This window comes from Anaerovorax odorimutans DSM 5092, from assembly GCF_000426305.1.
GTDB classification, from domain to species: domain Bacteria; phylum Bacillota; class Clostridia; order Peptostreptococcales; family Anaerovoracaceae; genus Anaerovorax; species Anaerovorax odorimutans.
In genome coordinates, this window is sequence record NZ_AUFC01000002.1 from 1 (window position 1) to 17922 (window position 17922).

Consider the following 17922-nt stretch of genomic DNA (forward strand, 5'->3'; position numbering starts at 1 on the left):
TTACCACCACCAAACGACAAAATTGAGCGTATAGTGAATTCAAAAGATACTTTTCTATTACGCGTAAAGTCTTTTTCTGGACGACAACATAATTTTGATTTGATATGATTTAAACTAGTTATTTGTGAGTTGAATTTTGAAATTGCTTCTTTAGTATTCATTTTATTCTCCTTGTAAATAGATTTGTTAAGTTCTACTTACAAGGGCCACTTTTATCCTTTTTAAAAGGATGATCAGATAAAAGTGGCCTCACATTTTTATGAAGTTGTCAAGCATAAAAAAACCCGCATCAAAAAAATTGATACGAGGTTTCTTAACTTAATGCCATTGCCGTCAAACGGGTGGTTTGCTTGGGGCTATAAGCCCTTATTACCGGTCAGCGTCTAAAGAAGCTGGCTTTCATTTTATTCAAGCCACCTTGCTTTTGCCGCTTTTGCCTACCCCTAAAGGGATATTTGTACTACTTATTTAACCCTTTAAAGGGTCACTATACTCTTTCACATTCAATTTATCTAAAACAATATCATGCTTTTCCTGTTCTTGAATGTATTTTTTTATTGAGCCCAACTGTGCTTACATAATATCCTTCTGCCCAAAAATGTCTATTTCCAAATTTATATTTTAAATTTGCATGTTTATCAAACATTTATTAATGCGCTTTTTCCTTTGAGATATCCAATAAAACTTGTAACACTTAATTTAGGTGGTATACTTACCAAAAGATGAACATGATCAAGATCATATGTCCCTCTATTATTTCTACTCCCTTATATTTGCATAACAGTATTATTATTTCCTTCAAGCTGTCACGGTATTGATTGTAAATAATTTTTTGTCTATACTTAGGAGTGAACACAATATGATATTTACACATCCATTTTGTTCGTGCTAAACTATTTGCTTTATTTGCCATTAAAATCGCCTTTCCTTTCGTTATAAAGTGGCTTGAACACCTACATTATAACGGAAAGGTGATTTTTTTGTATAACAATCGACGTGCACTCGCATAGCGGGTGGTTTTATGTTTCGCACTCTTTGCGAGCTCAACGGGCTTAAAGCCTATAATACTTTCCTTGCTGCAAGAAATATTACCGGTGGAATAACCGAAACAACATTTGGTCCTAACGAAACATTGACTCGTGGACAGTTTATTACTTTACTGATGCGGGCATATAACCTTCAGCCGGACGATGATTCAAATAATAACTTCTCCGATGCAGGGGATACCCAATATACTAATTATTTGGCTGCGGCAAAACAATTGGGCATTACTGGCGGCGTGAGAGACAACAAGTTTGAACCTGAACAGGCAGTTACCCGTCAGCAGATGTTTACTTTGCTCTACAATGCGTTGAAGGGAATGGATCAATTGCCTAAGGGTGATTCTGAAAAAGCGCTTACCGATTTTACAGATAGCGACAGTATTTCTTCTTATGCAAAGGATGCGATAATCTATTTTGTGGAAACAGGTGCGGTCAGCGGTACCAATGGAAAACTTCTTCCTGAGGAAACTACTACCCGTGGGGAGATGGCACAGGTATTATATAACCTTTTAGCAAAATAAGATGAAGTAAATTTCTAAAGCTACGTTTTGTAAGACAATACGAAAATCCGGTGGAAAAAGGTGTCATTTGCTACCGGATTTTTACTACTATACAAGTAGGGCAATTAGACAGCAAAAAATTAAAAGTAGGCGTAGTTTTCTAGACAGAAGTATTTAAAATGAATATAATAAAGAAAAAGCCAGGAGGGTAATTATGATTGCAAAACGATATTCAATTGAGGAATTGAAAGAAATTATTGCACCTATTGCAGAAAAATATCATATATCGAAAGTTTATCTTTTGGGCTGATTTCCTCATAGAGATTATGAAGATTATAATGTTCAAAGTGATATAGATCTTCGAATTGTAATAGGGGAAGATGTGAAGATAATACCAAGGAAACTTAATCCAGTCTATGTTGATGTGTAATAATTCTATGTAAAATAGTAAATGAGCATAATGATAAAGAAATAAATAGATGTTGGTGGTTGAATATAGTAAAATAGAACAAACGGGAGGGCTATATGTTTAAGGTTTTTTTAGTAGATGATGAAGAATTGATAATCAAGCAAATAGCGGAGAGCGTTCCGTGGATGGATAACGGCTTTGAAGTAATCGGAATGGAAACCAATTCGAAAAAAGCGGTAGAAAGAGTGCTTGAGCTAAAACCGGATGTTATATTTTCAGATTTGAGGATGCCATATCTGGATGGACATACCTTCCTGAAGACTGTAAGAGAAAATGGATTGGATGCAGAGTTTGTAATGCTCAGCGCCTATGGGACTTTTGAAGATGCAAGAACCTTTTTCCAACAGGAGGGTTTTGATTACCTATTAAAGCCACTGCAAATTCCGGAGGTACAGCTGGTTTTGGAAAAGCTGGCGACGAAATTATCAATAAAACATCCGCAGAAGGCTGTTGACTCTGAAGAAATAGTGAATCCGGCATTTGTTGCATTAGTAGAATATGTCCGAACTCATTTTAATGAAAAATTTACCCTTGAACAGCTTGGAAAGAAATTTGCTCTAAACCCCGGATATATATGCAATCTTTTTGCAGAGAATCATAATACAACACTGACGTGTTTAGTCACACAGGTGCGAATGGAGCATGCGGTTGTTTTATTAAACACGAGTAATTTCAATTTAAAGCAAATTGCAAATGAGTGCGGTTATAAGGATTACTTTTATTTCAATAAGGTCTTTAAGGGATATTATGGTATGGCACCAAGTCAGTATGAATTAGAGCGTGTCTAGTCTCACGACAGAAAAAGGAGATGCCATGAAGCATTTATTCAAAAATAAGTTGATATGTGTGTTGTTTGTCTGTGCAGGCATGGCAATCATCTTCTATATCTACATAAACGGACAAAGCCAGAAAGAAGAAAGAACAACGGTTACAATAGCAGTCTTGCAAAATGATTATGTTCAGAACTTCAATACAAATTACTATACTCAGTGGCTGGAGGAACAGACTGGATATGATATACAGTTTGAATACATATCGGAAGGTTACGAAAAGGAGTATTTGTATGCCTGCCTTACGTCCGATAAAGGAAAGATAGATGCAATGTTTCTTCCCGAAAAAGAGAGCTGTCTTACTACTACTGAATTGCAAAACTATGCAGAAGAGGGAATGTTGTTTGATATGTCAGGATTGCTGACACAGGACAGCCATTTTACCGCTTTGCTTAATCAATATGATTTTATGTCTATGCGAGATAAGATTGAATATCAAGGTGGGATTTATTATATGCCGAACATGGACACGACTAGAAGAAATCAGAATATGCAGGTCATGTGGATTAACATGGGGTGGTTAAAAACATTGGGATTGAAAGTGCCGAAAACGGTAGAGGAGCTAAAAACAGTATTAACAGCTTTTTGTAGCAAAGACCCAAATGGAAATGGTTTGGCAGATGAACTGCCTTTGATTAGTTGTGAATCTTCCTATGCACTGCAAAGTTATAATTTTATCTTGAATGCCTATATCTATAATGACCCTTTACATAATCGAATGTATGTAGATGAAAATGGTAACTTTGCAAGTATACTTACCGAACCTGACTTTAGGGAAGGGTTGCAAACCTGTGCAGATATGTATTCACAGGGATTATTGTCAGGTGAATGCAACTATTATTCACAAAGACAGCTTATGGAATTGGTAAATGCCCAGGGAGATTATGTTGGAGCATTTACCAGTCAGAGTATTGCAGATATTATATATCCGAACTGTCCGGATATATTAGCGAGATATATTCAGGTGCCACCGCTGCTTGGAACCGAGGGAGAACGCAATGCAGTCTATTCCGATTATGAACCAAACATAGGAGGGTATATTCCTGCTAACAGTGCTCACACGAAGGAAGCTTTCGAAATTATGGATTTGATGTTGTCAAAGGAAGCATCCTTTATTGCATCCTTCGGGGAAGAAGGAGTAGACTGGAAGTTTTCCGAAAACGGAGATTTGTCTACTTATGGAAGCAAAGCAGTGATTACTACACTCCAGTATTTGAATAACAGAGTGCAGAATAAAAATTTTGCAGGAGCAGGACCTTTGGTGTTGGCAGGGGAATATACAAATGGTGTTACATGGAATGGAGATAATTCTCTGGTGGAGTATATGGATGCAAGAGCTGTTCGTTCCTATGAAAATTATTATTATGAAAGAAAAGATGTATTCCAAAGTGAAAAATGGCAGGAAGAGGCGTCCGACAGGATTGATGGAACGATAGATGCCGATACAAGGATTAGACAATTCATTTTTGGAGAAGAGGACATTTCCTTAGATGAGATATGGAAATATTTTTAAAATGAAGTAAACATACAGAAATGAGGTAATGAGGTATTATATGCGTAATCGAAAAAACATTATTTTGCTTATTATGAGTTTTTGTCTGCTCCTTTATGGATGTAGTGCAAGAGAAGAATCTGCTATGGAAGCATGGGTGAAAACGGCTGATTTGTCAGCAGAAGAAACAGCTAAGGGGTTGTACGAGAAAGCGTTGGATGAAGATGTATTGCAGATTTACACCGTTTCCGGACGCATTTATGATGTAGCCGAATCTTTCCAAAAGAAGTATCCGGGATTACTTGTTGAAGTGACCTATCTCCGTTCAGAGGAACTGACAGCACAGGTGGTAGAAAATGCTGAAAGCGGTGAGTATGGATGTGATTTACTTTTCATTACGAATGGTGACGGAAGTCTGACAGAAAATCTGATACCTAAGGGATTAGCATATAAATATGTTCCTTTTGATATGGCAGATAAAATCAGTATAGATGGAAATGAAGCATATTTAAGTGTGCTTTTGGAGGCGGCACTTCTTAATTATAATGATGACTATTATTCTGAACCTCCTATTACAAACTGGTGGGAACTGATAGACCTTAAGTGGAAAGGGAAGGTGTATATTACAGACCCATCCAGAAGCATGATTTCTTATACACTTTTTTCTATGATGGACGAGCATAGTGAAGAAATGTGTCAGGCATATACGGACTATTTTGGAGAAGAATATATTGGGGAAGAAGCAGTAACCCGGTATTTCATAAGAAAACTCATAGAGAATGATTTGCAGATTGTAAATGACAGTGATGATATTGCAAACGCCATTGCTGCACCGGGGACACAGTCGGATGCTGTCGGCATATTAAATGCCAGCAAAATGCGTCTGCGGGAGCAGGGATATCCGCTTCTGTCATGTTATGATTTAGAACCTTTTGCAGGAGTAATCAATCCGGCAAACATTATGATTGCAGGTGGTGCAAAGAATATTAACTCGGCTAAGTTGTTTATACGCTTTATTATGGGGGAAGCGGATGGAACAGGAGAGGGTTATGTCCCTTTTCTGTCAGAAGGAGCGTGGTCGGCAAGAACAGATGTAGCAGGGGTGGCAAGTGTAAGACTTAGTGATATTTCTGCAATTTATACAGATGAGAAATACAGTTGTGAATACAGACAGGAATTTTTAGACTTCTGGAATGAACTGTTAAAGGAGAATATGACTCCATAATTATGAAGATGAGAAAGAAATCGCTGATTAAGGAATTGAAATGTACGGTATTATTCTTAAGTGCCGCAATGCTTGCAATGTGGTTTCTTTTCTATGTCAATATACATAATGTCATTCAAAAGAATGTCATGCAAAATATGGAGCAGGTATCAGAGCAGATTATATCGGAGCTGAACCGTTCCTTTTTACAATTAGAAGAGCTATCGTGTGCTTTATCACAGGATAAAAACGTACAGAACTTTCTTCTTGAGGAGAACAATATCGAATTTGTGAATAAAGCAGCTTATGTAGAAGAGACCATTGATAATCTTTCAGAAAACAGTTCCTTTATGGATAATATCATTTTCTATAATGAGCAGGGGAGATTTTACCGCTTTTCAGGTACGATTGGAAATACCGGAGTGCGAAGAATGATGAATCTTGTAGAGAAGGACAAACTGACCAGTCATATTCAGATCAAGCTGGACTCTGTTAATTACATCGGTTATGTGACAGCCATCTATCAGGAGGGCGAAAGAATAGGAACCATTGTCATGCTGACCAATGAGAATGATATTTACCGCCTGTTTGAGCAGATGACAGAGAATGAAGATATGAAGATTGCAATGGCAGCAGACGGAAAGGTGATTCTGTCAAATGAGGAGAATTATATTGGGGCAAAGACTGAGGATATCCGTAAAGATACTACATATATGGTGTATAAACAAGTTGGTTTCACCCCTTTTGAACTCTTGATTTCATACGAGGATTCTAGCCACGGTATGAGTATCCTTTTCATGATAGCCATGCTGATTATGGCGGTATTGCTATTATTGATGCTGGAGATATTTCTTCAATTCTGGAAAAGGAAATTCTTTGTGCCGATACAGTCTATCATTTCAGAGGTAGAAGGGTTTGAAGGCGGAAAAGGAGCCATGCTACCTATGACGGGCATAGAGCACTTTGATGGCTTGGTTCATGGTATCAATGATATGGTAGAGAGAATTGAGCAGAAGGAGAAGGAAGCATACATGGCAGAAAACTCTTTGCAGAAGGCAGAGATAAAGAAGCAAAAAGCAATGATTATATCTCTGAAAAAGCAAATAAGCGCACATTTTACGGTCAATGTATTGAACATTATAAAGGCACTTTCTGCTATGGGTGAGAACGAAAAAGCTGGGCTTTTGTGCGATGGACTGTCGTTCCTTCTTCGATATGCCAATGCCGGGGACAGTTATATCAGTGGCATGGAAGAGTTCTTCGTACTGGAGAAATATACAGAAATCATGGAGATACGTTATCTTGATAAATTTTCTGCCGAGATTGAGATGGAGGATGCACTGGATGGAGTAGAGCTTCCTCGAATGTTGCTGCAGCCGATTGTGGAAAACAGTATTCTTCATGGAATTGTGGGTGACGAAAAAGAAGGGAAAGGTATTGTTCGTGTATACAGTAAAATAGAGTTAGGCTGTCTGTATATTACCATTGAGGATAATGGAATGGGGATGGATGTCACGCAGCTTGCGAAGCTCCGCTCAGATATACAGGATATCAATCAGGACTATGTCGAGGTAGAAGGTTTATCTCATGTTGCCTTAATCAATATTCAAAGACGAATCCTTTCCTACTTCGGAGACGAATACGGAATATCCGTAGAATCGTCAAAGGGAATTGGAACAACAGTTACTGTGCGGTTACCTGCTCTTCGGAGAGGTTTGTAAAGAAAATTAAGAATGGAGTAAGAGTTTCCTACGTGGTAAGGCGTACTCTTTTTTATTGATTTTGATATGGAAAAAACAAAGATGTGAAGATTTTACCAACGAATCTTAATCTAGTATATGTACTTTAAGTTGGCTATTTCATAAAATTAATAGGATAAGGTTGAAAGCATCCTTTTTCACAGAACTGACAAGGACATTACGGAAGCAGAAGAAGGCTGGGACTGGTACTATGATATAGAAGGTGGCCGCGATCCAAGATAGTAGAGTTGTATTCTTCTACTATTTTTAAAAATTACATATTTAGTTAAAAAATAATGATACAATGCCGAGGAGGAAAATAACATGAAAAAGACAATTATATTTATGCTTATCACGCTGATGCTAATGATGACATTTGTTGGATGTGGAAATGGTAATCAAGAGGAAGAAAACCTGACATCTGTGGGCGAGCAGAATGCATTATCTCGAAGTGATAATGGGGATACTGGAGATGTAGCATCTCAAAATGATAATGTGGGTACTGCTGGAATAGCAGATTTCGTAGATTACTGTGGGGTATATACAACGACCAGCAACGAAAACGGCGACAGTATAGAGGTTGCTGAAACTGATACAGACGGTACTGTAATGTATAAAATAAGCAGTATAAACATTCTTTCTGAGGTGTACCGTAATGTAGAAATTCAAGACTACTCTGCGGTTTTCAGCGACGATGACATTGCATCCGGTACCGTTGATATTACAACCAACTTTGGATGTACAGGTACTATAACTTTTAATGGAAACGGAACAGTATCTCTGCATTTAGAATGCAACGATGCGGTTTATGATTCGGATTTTGCAAGGCAGTAAAGCAAAAGGGCGTCTCCATGGAGAAGTTCTCTCCAGAGCAGGTCCTGGACTTTGCTGATGAACTAGAATGGACGCCCACGCAGGCGGCTCGGCTACCGGACGCCGGAGGAGCTGTTCGAATCATTCCTAGACAGCGTCTACGCTGACTGAACCCCCGCTACAGTTTTACTGGGGTGTTCAGCTTACACTTGCTATTTGCGATCATTAATTAATAGCGGATATGAGATAACAGACATTAAAAGAGGATAAATATTATGAAAAAAACATTGCATTTATACTATCAGCTATTATAAAGATTTGGTAGCACATCATGAAATGTTCTGTTTTTACTGCATGGATTTACACATCTGGCAAAGACAAGAGAAGAAAGCAGTTCATAAATGTCATACTGAAAGTTATTTGTCAGTTTAAAATAGTCGATATATTTTTTGATTTTCAACTTTTCAAGAATGCTTTTTAAAGGGAAATAGTAGAGATGAAGAACAGGCGATACATCAGAGATTTTTCTTACTCCATCTTGCTTTTTCTGTCGGTTGAATTCATCAACTTCTATCTGAAAAAAAGCAATGGGATCCGCTATGCCGTTTGCAATATTGGTTTCAACGGAGCCAAGGTATTTGTAACATCTGTGTGAAGCACCTTTCTTTTCATGGTTATAGAAACTTTCATAAATAGCAAGATAGGTTCTGTTTTTTAGTGTTGTTTTTTTAAAAAAAATAAGCCATAATTACACCCCACAAATATAGCACTACTAATACTATTGATATATCACAAAATAAATATTTTTTCAAGTATTCCCTATTTAAGGCTTATACAAGAGTTTTGATTCAATTTTGCTTCTAAAGATTCATGGTGCTAACTTCTAAAGACGAGACGAAAGTCTGTCAATGATTTTTAAAAATATCCTAAAATTTTTTAACATAAGCACCAGAAATTTCTGGTGCTTTGTTATGTTCGGAATATTTTTTTTGCTCATTCATATTTAAATTTACTTTTCTAATTGTTTTCACCTCATTTCTAAAATCCATGAGGTTTAATTATATAACACTTTTACAATTTGGGACATAATCAAAAATGGTATACTAGGACATTATCAGAAATCAATCAGATATGTCATTAAACCAATGACATTTTTGTTGACAAAAAAGATGTAAAGGAGTATGCTTACATTACCAACGGTAATTACCGTTGGTAATGTAAGGCGGAGGTGCAAAATGAAAAAGAATATAACCAAAGAGCAAATTGTTGAAACAGCTCTTGAGCTTATGCGGAATAAGAGTGATCTGCGAGGTCTTAATCTTCGAGAAATAGCCCGAGCATTAGGATGCGCCCATACAAATTTATATAATTATTTTCCCTCATACAATGATTTGTTATGGGAAACACATGCTGCTATACAGGTGATATTTATGAAAATGCTCACGAAAAAGCTGGATATAGCAAATACTGCAGAGATGCGCTTTACCTATTTCTTCGAGGCCTGTGTCGAAATGTATCTGGATAACAAAGGATGGTTCCGATTGGCATGGCATGAATATATTGATGGAGACCGTCCGCAGGGAGATATTGAAACGACAGAAGCAACAAACAAAATGCTGAATCAGCATATATCCGACATATGGAAAGAACTTTATGGGCAATACCCAAATAGAGATACGACCAAACGAGTGCTTCATAATACCCATTGCTACATTGTAGGCGAAATTTCAAATTATCTTTTAGGAAGAGGTTTGATTGAGAATGAAACTGAGCTAAAGGCCTATATTACCCGTGAAGCCGTCCGTATGTTTCGGTTATGTCTTGCAAGCGATGATGAAGCACAATCTTTGGGAACAAATCTGCTGCAGCAGGGTGAAGCCTAACCGCCAATGTAGGCATCGAGCAATATAAATGATTGTCATGATGCTAAAGTTAGATTTCACCATTCGAAATGAGGTGTTTATTTGGAAAACTATGAACATGAATTAAATGTTGAACTTGCCCATTACAATGAGATTCTTGATGATATTCATGAGCAACTAGATGATGCTAAAAAAGACAATTACAATAGCATAGAGGCTTTAAGAGAAACAAACCGAGATATGTGGGAGAATGCCTCCCATTCTGCAGACGATTTTGACGCAGCAGCTCAATTAAGCCAATTTTATCAACCGCTTGCTAGTAATACTTTTGCAATAGAATTCAGTGTAAAAAAAGTACAGCTGCTGGAACGATTATTGCAATCGGCCTATTTTGCCCGGATTGATTTTTGTTCTGTAAGTAAAGAACAGTACGAAAAAATCTATATTGGCAGAGGGACATTATATAATGATATAGAAGAAAGAATTATCATTTACGATTGGCGTTCTCCCATCGCTAGCCTATTTTATCGTTTTGAAACTGGAAATGCCTATTATGATGCACCGGGTGGTCACATTGCCGGAGATATTCGGCTGAAACGGCAATATGAAATAAAAAAAGGAGTCTTTGAGTATTTTTTTGATGCTGATGTTCAGATTGCAGATGAGTTTTTACGCAAGATGCTATCTAAAAATACTTCCAGCAAAATGAAAACCATTGTAGAAACCATTCAAAAAGATCAGGATATCGCCATCCGAGATGTAACTCACAACTTGCTTATGGTGCAGGGCATTGCCGGAAGCGGCAAAACCTCCATTGCTTTGCATCGTGTGGCTTATCTAAAATATCAGGGGCTTTCAAGTCGGCTAAAATCATCTGATATTATTATTCTATCCCCTAACACTCTATTCGAGCAATATATTTCTAATATTCTGCCGGAACTAGGTGAGGATGAAGTGAAATCTGTTGTGTTTGATGATTTGGTAACGAGTAGTTTGCCAGATAAGCCAGCATTTCAGTCTCGCTACAACCAAACGGAAATGTTAATCTCCTGTACGGCATCCGCTGTGAAAACATTACAAAAGCAATCAATGGAATTCAAAATGTCCAGAGCCTTTAGCAGAATATTAAACAGGTATGCAGACAGTTTGCCAACATCTCATATCGTCTTTCCCGATATTGAGTATGATGGAAAAACTGTTTTTACAGGTCAGTATCTAAAAGATCGCCTGCTTCAAATGAACGGTAATATTAGTTTGGCGGTAAAAATGAGCCATCTGCGCCAGCATATTTTCGACAAAATACATGAGATGCGTAAAGATCGGATGCCTAAGCTGTTGCGGCAAGCAAGGGAAGACCCTGAGCATCCTTTTGATTGGGAAGAATATGCAAGAGAACTGTCTATCAAAGAAAGCACTTTTCTCGCTCAAAAAATTGATGAATTTATAAAATTGGATAGTGTTTTACTTTACAAAAAATTAATAAACACAGACGGTTTATTACGTTCCTTTTCAGAAGAAATTGAATTACCAAACAACATGGATGAAATACTGTTTTACTCAAAGAAACAGCTAGCAGATTCTACTCTTCAAAATGAGGACGTTTTGGCTGTAACCTATTTGCAGCTATTGATCGGTACAAATGATACCTACAGGCACATTCGGCAGGTTGTGGTTGATGAGGCACAAGACTACTACGATCTCCATTTTGATATATTAAAACGATTGTTTCCAAATGCACGGTATACTATTTTAGGAGATATCAATCAAACGATTGAAAAACAGGAAAATATGAGCTTGTATGAGAGAATTACTGAGATCTTGCAGCCGGGCAGTTCTTGCCTAATGGTCATGAATAAAAGTTTTCGATGTACCAAAGAGATACTTTCATTTAGTATGCAGTTTTTGGACGATAGCACCGTCTTTGAGAGCTTTAATCGCAGTGGGGATATGCCACAGGTTATTGAAGCTACCGAGATGGATTTGCTTGACGAAAAAATTATTGCAGAATCTGTTTATAGTAAAAGTCAAGGCTATGGGTCTATCGGGATTATCTGTAAAGATGCACAGGAAGCGGAATCTCTTTACAGCCGTTTAAAAGATAAAATCACCCTCCATTTAGTGCATTCGGGTGAAAACCTGAATGTAGCAGGAGTCTTTATTATCCCTATCACTATGTCAAAAGGATTGGAGTTTGATTCTGTCTTAATTTACGGTGTAGATAAAAGCCATTATTATTCAGCTGATGATAAAAAGTTGCTATACATTGCCAGCACTCGTGCTTTGCATCGACTCAATCTGTTTTATACAGGTGAAAAAAGTTTGCTCATTCAAGGAGGTATCGAAATATGACGCTGGATATCATTATATCTCTACTCTGTGAGATCATAAGTACTTCTGAAAATAATTTAAGTAGAAAAACACCATTGACACCAGAATACGATATTGAACCGATTGATATCGCAAAACTGATGATTGAAATTGAAAAGCGTTTTGAAGTGACAATTCACGATGAAGATGTTCATACCTTCCAGACAGTAAATGATGTAGTTAAATATGTGGATACACTGATTGCAGAATAGGAGGAAATAAATGAAAAAGGTTATTGTTGTTGAGGGTATGGATAATATGCCAATGGGAAGTGCCGTATCCCGGATTTTAGAGGGCATGGGTGGTTTGGATAAGGTAAAGTTAAATTTAGAGAAACAATCCATCATTGTAGAATATGGCCGGGGCGTATTAACAGAGGACGAATTATGTGATGCCATTAACGAAGAGGGGTTTGAGGTTGTAGAGATATTTGATGATGATTAATAATAATTGAGAAACTAATGATTTGCTGAATTGATTACTATAAATACCTTTAAAGACTTCATTATTTTGTTACAATAGTTATCGACATCTATTTGAGAATATTATTAAAATAAAAAACAGAGTGATAAAGAAGATTGATTATCAATTTCATGCCATTCTGTTTTTGTTTACAGTGGATGATGAACTATGGGAATGGTATAGTCCACATAAATGTAGTTCGGAGGTAAATGAGGCGTCTTCATAAAATGTTGTGATCTTAAAGTTAAAATTAAGCAAAAAACGGGCTGAAAAACTTTAATTTTTAGCCCAGTTTTATAGATAATATTGTGGATTGGAAAACATCATATGTTACAAGTGAGAACGGGAATTGTTATTTTCGCACGATATTTGAAAGAGGTAACTCAAAGTAACTATCTCAGACTTCACAGGCATGGTATAATTATATTATGAAAACTTCTATAAATATTTCATAATATAATTTGATGAAATAAAAATTTTACTTTTCGGGGGTGCCTTGTGATTAGATTCCTTCAATTTATTAGCGATAAATTTTTAGCAAAACGGTTGGATTTCCGTGTTCGGCTGTTCAACGTACTAGCAATGGCGGGCATGACGATTGGTATTGTAATGGCGGTTTTGGGGGTTTTTACAAACGCAGGATTTTGGAATATACTGGCTAACATAATTGCTGCAGCGCTTGCGTTCTGCTTGCTATACTACTCTTACAAGAGCGGCAAATATCAGCAGTTTTACATGTTCACCACGATTATCATATTTCTAATCTTCTTTCCTGTCTTATTTTTTACCGGTGGAGGCTATCATAGCGGAATGCCTTCGTTCTTTGTTTTTGCCGTTTTGTTTACGGTCTTTATGCTGGAAAGCAAGAAAATTATTGTGATGGCGGTCATAGAAATGCTGGTCTACATAGGAATCTGTCTGACTGCGTATAAGTATCCCCAAAGCGTTCACTTTTTTGAAACTGAACAGGAATTTTTAATGGACATCATAATTGGATTTACCAGTGTCAGCCTTGCGCTAGGCGTTACCCTGTATCTTCATTTCAGAATGTACAACAAACAGCAGCGCGAGCTTGAAGCTGCCCGCGTGGAAGCGCTCCGGTTCAGCAAAGCAAAGAGTAATTTTCTCGCCAATATGAGTCACGAAATACGAACTCCCATCAATGTCATGCTGGGCATGAACGAAGTGATTATTCGGGAAAAAGGCTCGGAGCGCATCAGGGGCTACAGCCTGAATATCCAAAACGCTGGTAAAACCCTTTTGGCTCTTATTGACAATATTTTAGACATGTCAAAAATAGAATCGGGAAAGCTGGAGATTATATCGGAAAACTACCAGACGGGGGATTTAATTGATGATCTTGCAATGATTGGAATGGAACGAGTTAGCCGACATGGTATAGAGTTTATGGTTCAGGCTGACGAAAACCTGCCCTGCGGGCTAATCGGCGATTTCTTACATATCAAACAGGTAGTAGTCAACTTTTTAAGCAATGCGGCAAAATATACGGAGCAGGGTAGCGTTACACTTTCTTTCGACCAAAAGCCGGGAAAGGTGCCTGATGAAATACACCTTTGCATCTCGGTTTCCGATACGGGAATCGGTATCAAAGAAGAAAACATTGCTCTGTTGTTTGATGCGTTCAACCGGGGAGAGCTCCCTGCCCATCGGTATGTTGAAGGCACCGGGTTGGGTCTTGCCATAGCGAAAAATTTCGCTGACCTGATGCAGGGGCATATAGATGTAAAAAGCCGCTTGGGACACGGTAGCGTATTTTCGGTGGAGATTCCGCAAAAGGTACACAATAAAACTCCGCTTCGCCAGCGGACGATAACGGCAGAAGAAGAAACGGCAGGAGAAGGCGGCTTTATTGCTCCCGGCGGCAATGTCCTTGTGGTGGACGATAGCGCGGAGAACCTGCTGGTTGTAAAATCTTTACTTTCCCGGACACTGCTTCAAGTGGATACGGTCATAAGCGGAGAGGAATGTATCAAAGCAGTTTCGAAAAAACGCTATCATGCCATTCTAATGGATTATATGATGCCCGATATGGACGGCATCGACACCCTTCGCGCTTTGAAGGAAATCCCTGGTTTTGATACGCCGGTGGTGGCTGTGACCGCTAATGTTGTGGCTGAGGTAAAGGAAACCCTGCTGAATGCCGGGTTCGTCGAATACTTATCCAAGCCCATCATGTGGAAGGACTTGGAGGAAACGCTCATGGGAATTCTTCCGTCAGACTTGATCATGATCAATAATCAGAGCGCACAGAATCTGATCCCTCTAAAGATCAAGAAAAAGCTTACGCTGAATGCTGAGGTTTACGGTATAATTTTGGAGGAGGGTTTGAGCTATTTGAGCGGCGATATACTCCAGTATAAAAATCTGGCGATATTTTTTGTTGAAAATTACGATAAGAGTAAGCTGGAAGCAACGAAAGCTGAGGCGCAAAAAGATTGGCAGAGCCTGAAGTTTACGGTTCATTCTCTCAAAAGCAAAGCAAGAGCCGTAGGAGCCGTTAATCTTTCCATTACTGCCGCCAAGGTGGAAAAGCAGTGTATGGAGGAAAACGATACATATATAGAAGTTACTCTGCCCATCCTGTACTATGAATGGAGCCGGGCGCAGGAAGGCTTAAAACAGCTTGTCGCAGGACTTGAAGAACTTCCGAACGGGCAGAAAATTGAGACGGAAAATACCGGCATCGGCATGGATGAGCTGCTTATGCTGCTGAAAAACAACCGACAGCCAGACGCTCTTGCGGCGCTTGAGCGCATGATTGCTTTGTCCCACAGGGCGGAGACCATAGAACGCCTACAGGATATCCGGCAAAAGGTTGACGAGATAGAATTTCGGGAAGCGGAGCGCCTCCTGATTGGCATGGGAGGTGATGCAATTGGAAGATAAAAACGCGGTTTTGATTGTAGACGACGATCCGGCGCTTCTTAAAATGTCGGGAGAAATCTTGAAAGGTGATTATGAGGTAAGCTGCGTGAAATCAGGGTCTGAAGCAGTTTCACTGCTGCAGATGGACTATATGCCCGACATCATTCTGCTGGACGTCGATATGCCGGGACTAAACGGCTTTGACACGCTGATTGCGCTGCGGCAAATAGAGGATGTGCAGGATATTCCTATTGTGTTTCTCACGGGGGTGACCAAAACAAAAGCGGAACTGAAAGGGCTGTCCTGCGGCGCGGTGGACTACATAACCAAGCCGTTTGTTAAAGAAATCCTGCTGGCACGGCTGAAGGTGCATATGGAAAACGGCAAGCGGCTCCGCCAGCTTAGTATGATGGAGAAAAACAGTCAGGAGATCCGGATCGATGAGGAAAAATTTGAACAGATATCAGTTGGTTTAAGCGACACAGAGAAGAAAATATTGCGGCTTATTGCACTGGGCTACACCAATCAGGAAATGGGCGAAGCACTCCACTATTCCTATAACTATGTAAAAAAAGTCGTCGGTGCGATCTATGAAAAAAAGTACGTCAGCAAAAGAAGTGAATTAAAAAAACTATTATTATAACGAGGCGGGCATATCTTCCGCTATGTTGAAACATCGTTTAAGACAAAAACAGAGAGAATTTAATACTCCCTGTTTTTTTTTGTACATTCCGCAAAAGAGGTAACTTTTAGGGTGTACCTGTTGGTTTCAAAAAATGTTATCTTGAACACAAGCGAAACGAAAGGGGGATTTTTATGAATTGGCCAATTCAGGGGCCTATTCCCGGCATTTATTATGCTAATGCACGGTTGATGCGGGTGGTATCCGACGAGGTGAGTGGAGACCTTCGGATACGGGTGGTTTTCGATGAACGGGAAGAACGTGAGATTGTCTACGAAGGCATGTATTATAGCCAGATTGATGAAAGTAACGTAGGACTTGTGATTACCCTTGCCACCGAAATCACGCCGACGCAGCTCATAGAGCCGGAGTACAGACAGGCAGCAGCCCGGCTCTATGACGAGTGTGGGGCAGATGAAGTCTTTCTAAAGGATATGATCAAACGTGGAAGCCGGTTATTTATTCACCACACAGACAAGGGCGGCTATCTTGTTCTGGCAAAGCGTCTGATATGGAAAAAGCAAAAATGAAGCCCAAAAGCCGCCAAAAACACAAGCAGCATATTTCCCGGATGAGATTTCACTCACTGAACTATTTCAGCTGGTGTAGAAATAGCGACTTTATAAGGAAGAACGAAATCAATGGAAAAGGTTAAAAAAACATTGAGTGCAATTTTAATGGTATACATGGAATTATACTTGCAACGTGCGGGTAATGGGTACCAAACTTGCTATTCTTTATGAAAAATGGGATCAAATTTTTTCAATTGATAAAAATAATCGGAAAGCGAAATCAGAAAGATTAAAGTTTATGTGTGATAAGAATTTAATGGAGGAATTGAAATGGGAACAAAAACAAAAATAAAGGTCTTTTTGTTCATGACAGTATTTATACTGGCGGTTCTTGGACCAACTGATGTATTTGCAGCAGGATCTACGACGGTAAATTCCGCAGATGCACTGATAACAGCACTGGAAAACGGTTACACAGATATTACGGTATCGGGAGGCTCAACATTAACGTCGGGTTCCACCGTTACAATACCAAGCGGCACAACCGTTACCTTCGCCTCCGGAGGTTATTATATTACTTTAGGTTGTACAATTGAGAATAATGGAGCAATCATAAATAATAACGATAACCTTGGAAATAATTCAACAATAAATAATAGCGGAAGTATTGTTAATAATGGGAAATTTTATAATAACTCAGGCACCATTACAAATACAGGCACCATGAACAATATTGGAACACTCTCAAATACAGGCACCATAAACAATAACGGAACAATTACCAACAGCGGTACTTGGACAGACACAGGAACTTTTACCGGCAATGCCATCGCTGTAGACAATCCTGTTGAAGTGATAAACGGCAGTGGTGACATAACGTATTATACTACCTTAGAAGCTGCAGTTAAGGTGATAAACAATACCGGATATGAGCTTCGCATTTTAAAGGATATGACCATAAATGGCGATGTAAAGCTGCCCATTGTTCCATTTACGCTTACGGGAGTACAGACAGGCGGCGGAACCAGCACCCTCACGGTAAACAACGGTAATTTTACGCC

The 17922-nt window shown here is 38.8% G+C and carries 13 protein-coding genes and 1 pseudogene; 13 read left to right on the forward strand and 1 reads right to left on the reverse strand.

All coding sequences use genetic code 11. From position 1 onward, the window contains the following. Positions 1-468 precede the first annotated feature (468 nt). A pseudogene (tnpA, locus tag K292_RS15560) lies at positions 469-913 on the reverse strand (IS200/IS605 family transposase). A 108-nt stretch (positions 914-1021) separates the two neighbouring features. Between tnpA and K292_RS0101760 the strand changes: the two are divergent. The 13 genes from K292_RS0101760 (at position 1022) to K292_RS0101835 (ending at position 16879) form a co-directional block, all read left to right on the forward strand. Further along, positions 1022-1564 carry an S-layer homology domain-containing protein gene (locus K292_RS0101760; RefSeq protein ID WP_027398400.1) on the forward strand — a complete coding sequence of 181 codons (543 nt, stop codon included), beginning with the start codon at positions 1022-1024 and terminating at the stop codon, positions 1562-1564. Positions 1565-2068: 504 nt separating this feature from the next. Further along, on the forward strand, positions 2069-2800 hold the full coding sequence (locus K292_RS0101770; RefSeq protein WP_027398401.1) for a response regulator transcription factor: 732 nt from the start codon (positions 2069-2071) through the stop codon (positions 2798-2800). A 25-nt stretch (positions 2801-2825) separates the two neighbouring features. Next, positions 2826-4355, forward strand: a complete 1530-nt coding sequence (locus tag K292_RS0101775; RefSeq protein WP_027398402.1) for a type 2 periplasmic-binding domain-containing protein — start codon at positions 2826-2828, stop codon at positions 4353-4355. Positions 4356-4395: 40 nt separating this feature from the next. Continuing rightward, positions 4396-5559 carry an ABC transporter substrate-binding protein gene (locus tag K292_RS0101780; protein WP_027398403.1) on the forward strand — a complete coding sequence of 388 codons (1164 nt, stop codon included), beginning with the start codon at positions 4396-4398 and terminating at the stop codon, positions 5557-5559. A 2-nt stretch (positions 5560-5561) separates the two neighbouring features. Then, a complete protein-coding gene (locus K292_RS0101785; RefSeq protein WP_027398404.1) occupies positions 5562-7259 on the forward strand; it encodes a sensor histidine kinase in 1698 nt (565 codons plus the stop codon). 342 nt (positions 7260-7601) lie between these two features. Beyond that, entirely contained in the window at positions 7602-8111 is a 510-nt protein-coding gene (locus K292_RS0101790) for a hypothetical protein (protein WP_027398405.1), read from the forward strand. Positions 8112-9325: 1214 nt separating this feature from the next. After that, positions 9326-9973 carry a TetR/AcrR family transcriptional regulator gene (locus K292_RS17615; protein WP_051280144.1) on the forward strand — a complete coding sequence of 216 codons (648 nt, stop codon included), beginning with the start codon at positions 9326-9328 and terminating at the stop codon, positions 9971-9973. An 81-nt stretch (positions 9974-10054) separates the two neighbouring features. Further along, a complete protein-coding gene (locus K292_RS0101810; protein ID WP_027398406.1) occupies positions 10055-12301 on the forward strand; it encodes a HelD family protein in 2247 nt (748 codons plus the stop codon). Then, on the forward strand, positions 12298-12531 hold the full coding sequence (locus K292_RS15570) for an acyl carrier protein (protein WP_037372213.1): 234 nt from the start codon (positions 12298-12300) through the stop codon (positions 12529-12531). Before K292_RS0101810 ends, K292_RS15570 begins: the two co-directional genes overlap by 4 nt. A gap of 10 nt (positions 12532-12541) precedes the next feature. After that, positions 12542-12763, forward strand: coding sequence for a heavy-metal-associated domain-containing protein (locus tag K292_RS0101820; protein WP_027398407.1), 222 nt, complete (start codon positions 12542-12544; stop codon positions 12761-12763). 516 nt (positions 12764-13279) lie between these two features. Continuing rightward, a complete protein-coding gene (locus tag K292_RS0101825) occupies positions 13280-15688 on the forward strand; it encodes an ATP-binding protein (protein ID WP_051280145.1) in 2409 nt (802 codons plus the stop codon). After that, on the forward strand, positions 15678-16310 hold the full coding sequence (locus K292_RS0101830) for a response regulator transcription factor (RefSeq protein ID WP_051280147.1): 633 nt from the start codon (positions 15678-15680) through the stop codon (positions 16308-16310). The genes K292_RS0101825 and K292_RS0101830 overlap by 11 nt, the downstream gene beginning before the upstream one ends. 173 nt (positions 16311-16483) lie before the next feature. Then, on the forward strand, positions 16484-16879 hold the full coding sequence (locus tag K292_RS0101835) for a hypothetical protein (protein WP_027398410.1): 396 nt from the start codon (positions 16484-16486) through the stop codon (positions 16877-16879). Positions 16880-17922: the final 1043 nt, after the last annotated feature.

What these genes read in the sequence shown, in the direction of transcription:
- K292_RS0101790 (WP_027398405.1), top strand. Translation starts at nt 7,602, where the DNA reads ATGAAAAAGACAATTATATTTATGCTTATCACGCTGATGCTAATGATG.
- K292_RS0101820 (WP_027398407.1), top strand. Translation starts at nt 12,542, where the DNA reads ATGAAAAAGGTTATTGTTGTTGAGGGTATGGATAATATGCCAATGGGA.
- K292_RS0101835 (WP_027398410.1), top strand. Translation starts at nt 16,484, where the DNA reads ATGAATTGGCCAATTCAGGGGCCTATTCCCGGCATTTATTATGCTAAT.
- K292_RS0101785 (WP_027398404.1), top strand. Translation starts at nt 5,562, where the DNA reads ATGAAGATGAGAAAGAAATCGCTGATTAAGGAATTGAAATGTACGGTA.
- K292_RS0101780 (WP_027398403.1), top strand. Translation starts at nt 4,396, where the DNA reads ATGCGTAATCGAAAAAACATTATTTTGCTTATTATGAGTTTTTGTCTG.
- K292_RS0101760 (WP_027398400.1), top strand. Translation starts at nt 1,022, where the DNA reads ATGTTTCGCACTCTTTGCGAGCTCAACGGGCTTAAAGCCTATAATACT.
- K292_RS17615 (WP_051280144.1), top strand. Translation starts at nt 9,326, where the DNA reads ATGAAAAAGAATATAACCAAAGAGCAAATTGTTGAAACAGCTCTTGAG.
- K292_RS0101775 (WP_027398402.1), top strand. Translation starts at nt 2,826, where the DNA reads ATGAAGCATTTATTCAAAAATAAGTTGATATGTGTGTTGTTTGTCTGT.
- K292_RS0101770 (WP_027398401.1), top strand. Translation starts at nt 2,069, where the DNA reads ATGTTTAAGGTTTTTTTAGTAGATGATGAAGAATTGATAATCAAGCAA.
- K292_RS15570 (WP_037372213.1), top strand. Translation starts at nt 12,298, where the DNA reads ATGACGCTGGATATCATTATATCTCTACTCTGTGAGATCATAAGTACT.